The organism is Actinomycetota bacterium, assembly GCA_036280995.1.
Taxonomy (GTDB): Bacteria; Actinomycetota; CALGFH01; order CALGFH01; family CALGFH01; genus CALGFH01.
On record DASUPQ010000609.1, the window covers coordinates 1 to 3,161 of the forward strand.

The 3,161-nt window shown below is 75.7% G+C and carries 2 protein-coding genes; one reads left to right on the plus strand and one right to left on the minus strand.

What is annotated here, in order from left to right:
* Positions 1 to 1,030, plus strand: a 1,030-nt coding sequence (locus VF468_20580; protein HEX5880687.1) for a serine hydrolase domain-containing protein, incomplete at its 5' end; no start/stop codon positions are given.
* Between the two features lie 17 nt (positions 1,031 to 1,047).
* Here the strand turns inward: VF468_20580 and VF468_20585 are convergent.
* Positions 1,048 to 2,769, minus strand: coding sequence for an alpha/beta-hydrolase family protein (locus tag VF468_20585; GenBank protein ID HEX5880688.1), 1,722 nt, complete (start codon positions 2,767 to 2,769; stop codon positions 1,048 to 1,050).
* Between the last annotated feature and the right edge of the window lie 392 nt (positions 2,770 to 3,161).

Genomic DNA, 3,161 nt, shown 5'->3' on the forward strand with positions numbered 1-3,161 from the left:
GACCCGATCTGGCCACCACGCCGAGGAGGACATGGAGCTGGAGCTCATCGATGACCTGGCCGGGCCGGCGATGCGGTCCGGGCGGCGGGCCGGGCTGGTCGTCGGCTACCGGGCCGGCGGCGAGGAACAGGTCGCCGGCTACGGCCACACCGGCCCCGCCACCCCCGGCCCAGGCACCATCTTCGAGATCGGGTCCATCACCAAGGTGTTCACCGGGCTGCTGCTGGCCGACCTGGCCGCCCACGGCGTCGTCGGCCTGGAAGAACCGGTGGCGAGGTACCTGCCGGTGCCCGAGGGCTGGGAGATGACCCTCGGCGACCTCTCCAGCCATGCCGCGGGACTGGGGCGCAACCCCAGGGGGACGCTGCGCGGCTGGCTGCGGGACCGCCGCAACCCGTTCGCGAGCCTGTCGGCCGAGGACGTCCACGAGGGGCTGGCCCGGACCCGGCTGCGGCGGCGGCCGGGCCAACGGGCCCGATACTCCAACCTCGGCGCCGGGCTGCTCGGGCAGGCGCTCGAGCGGGCCGCCGGGCAGCCGTACGAGCGGCTGGTCCGGGAGCGGATCTGCCTGCCTCTCGGCATGCCCGACACCGTCGTCGTCCCCTCCGCTGGGCAGGCCGCCCGGATGGCCGTCGGCCACACGAGACGGGGGCGGCCGGTGCCGCCGTTCGAGCTCCCGGCGCTGCCCGGCGCCGGGGCGCTGCGCTCAACGGCCGCCGACATGCTGCGGTTCCTGAAGGCCAACCTCGACCCGGCCGGCACCCCGCTGGCGGCCCCGCTCGAACGCATCCAGCAGCCCCGGCAGCGGATGGGCAGGAGGATGCAGGTAGGGCTCGGCTGGCTGATCGTCCGCTCCCCCGGACCCGCCGGACCGCTGCTGTGGCACAACGGCGGGACCAACGGCTTCCGCAGCTTCGCCGCCGTCGCCCGCGACCGCGGCATCGCCGTGGTCGTGCTCAGCAACGCCGCCCGCTCGGTCGACCGCCTCGGCCTGCGGCTCGTCCGGGAGCTGTCGGCCAGGACCGGCTGAGCGCCCGCCGGCCGGGCCTACCCGTCCGGGAGGTGGCGCTGGAGGCGGACGGTGTCAGCCGTGGTCCATCCGTCGGGGGGTGCGACGGCGGCCCAGCCGGCGGCGAAGTCGATGCCGTAGTTGTGGCCGTAGCCGGAGGGGGCGCTGAAGCCGGCGATCAGGTCGGCCACCTGCTGGAGGCCGGTGACGATCGGGAACCAGCCGGCCCGGGCGGGGACGTCGTAGCCCTTGGGCCGTTCGGTCCATTCCGGGCGCCGCCAGAGCGCCTCCAGGGTCGCGTTGCCGACCGGGTCTGACGGGTGGTGCACGTAGAGGACGCGGGGCTGACGCCACGCCGGGTCGGGGCGCTCCAGGTCGGTGGGCTGGTTGGCGAACTGGACGGCGGTGCCGTTGCCGAAGACCGGCTTCCACACGGGAGAGCCCGGCTCCCGGGCGTCGGTGAGCTGGTCCCAGATGTGGTTGGACGCGGTCGGCCCGGTGAACAGGGCGCCGTCCGACCCGGCGACCAGTCTGCCGAGCGACGCCGCGGCGTCGCCGCCCCGGAACGCCGCCTCGGCGCCGAAGGAGCCGAGGCTCTCGCCGAAGACGATCAGCCGGGGGCGGCGCTCGGCCGGGAGCTGGGACCAGCGGCGGTGGACGCGCTGGTACAGGGCGGTCCCGGCCTCGGCCGCCTCGTCCCGGTCGACCAGGAACGAGATCCAGCTGGGCAGGTAGGAGTACTGCAGGCCGGCCAGGGCGGTGTCGCCGCCGTGCAGGTACTCGATCGAGTCGGCGGCGTCGGGGTCGATCCAGCCGGTGCCGGTGGCGGTGACCACGACCAGGACCTCCCGCTCGAAGGCGCCGGTCCGCTCCAGCTCCCGGACCGCGAGCGCGGCCCGCTCGTCGGCCGAGCCGGCCGACCGCAACCCGGCGTAGACCCGGATCGGCTCCCGCACCTCGGCCTCCGGTCCGTGGAAGGCGCGCAGCTCGGCCAGGGTGGTCCCCCCGGCGACGAAGCTGCGGCCGTACTCGCCGAGCGTCGCCCACGGCGCCAGCGACGCCGGGCTGCCCGAGGCGGCGGGCGTGGTCGGGGCCACGACCCCGGCGGCGGTGGTGGTGTCGAAGGCCGCGAAGCGGCGGTTGGCCCAGTCGAGGAACCCGTCGGCGACGACGTCACGGGTCACGAACACCCCAGCGGCCACGAACACCGCCGCGGTGACCGCGTGGGCCACCAGGCGGGGCAGCCGGCGCGCCAGCAGCCGGTCGAACGCCACGATCCCGTGCCCGACCAGCCGGCCGAGCAGGAACAGCACCACGAACACGGCCAGCGTCACCCCGGCCATCGGCGCCACCACCGACGGCGACAGGTGCTCCATGTCCACCAGGTCGCGCTGCTGGTTCTGCCATCCCGTCCACTGCCCGAGCCCGGCGGCGACCACGACGACGGCGACCACGCCAAGGGCGAGCCAGGCCACGCGCCCGGCCCGCCGGGTCGGCTCGCGCCCCAGCCGGCGGAGCAGCGCCGCCACGCCGTAGCCGGCCAGCGTCCCCAGCAGGTACCCGACGGCCGCCGACAGCCCGCTCACCGCCCCCTGGGCGGACGGGGTCCGGGGCAGCATGCTGGGCTGCAGCGACCACCACCAGAAGACCAGCGCGACGGCCAGGCCGCCGAACGTCGGCCGCCGCAGCAGCCAGCCCCGGTGCGGGGTCCCGCGCTCGCGGTCGGTGTCGTCGAGGCGTCGAACCGTGCCCTGGCTCACGTCCCACCCCCAGTGGGCGCGCGCGGCAGACCGTGCCTGCCCTGGTCCAGGATATCGTCGCGCCGTTGCCGTGTCGCCCGATCAGGCGGAAGCCGATCCCGAACGGGCGTGATGCCGGTGCAGCCTGGTCCGGTTGCCGCAGGTGGCGCCGCTGCACCAGCGGCGGCTGCGGTTCCCGGGTCGTCCGCCGCCTGGCCGGGCCGCGCCCGGCGATGCTTCAGTCCTGGGTGGGGCTCAGGACCCGGGAACGGGGACGGCCAGCGCGGGAGAAGAAGGGCGTGGACCTCCGCCAATCAGCCGGCGGAGGTCCACGCGAGGTGAAGCGGGGTGTCCGTCACCCGGCAGGGTGAGATCGCGCGCCGCTTACGTCATCCCCATGGCTTCGCGGCGTG